Source organism: Franconibacter helveticus LMG 23732 (genome assembly GCF_000463115.2).
Lineage (GTDB): Bacteria > Pseudomonadota > Gammaproteobacteria > Enterobacterales > Enterobacteriaceae > Franconibacter > Franconibacter helveticus.
Map to the genome: position 1 here is coordinate 1 of NZ_AWFX01000052.1, position 210 is coordinate 210.

The 210-nt window shown below is 54.3% G+C and carries 1 tRNA gene; it reads right to left on the reverse strand.

Going from position 1 to position 210, the window contains the following annotated elements:
• Window positions 1-109: 109 nt before the first annotated feature.
• Window positions 110-186, reverse strand: a tRNA-Arg gene (locus tag DW56_RS18010).
• Between the last annotated feature and the right edge of the window lie 24 nt (window positions 187-210).

Consider the following 210-nt stretch of genomic DNA (forward strand, 5'->3'; position numbering starts at 1 on the left):
CGACCGCTCGGTTCGTAGCCGAGTACTCTATCCAGCTGAGCTACGGATGCATCGGGATTACTGCTTACTTCTGATTTCGCCTTGTCCCTGCGGAACAACACGAAGAAGATGGTGCATCCGGGAGGATTCGAACCTCCGACCGCTCGGTTCGTAGCCGAGTACTCTATCCAGCTGAGCTACGGATGCATCGGGATTACTGCTTACTTCTGA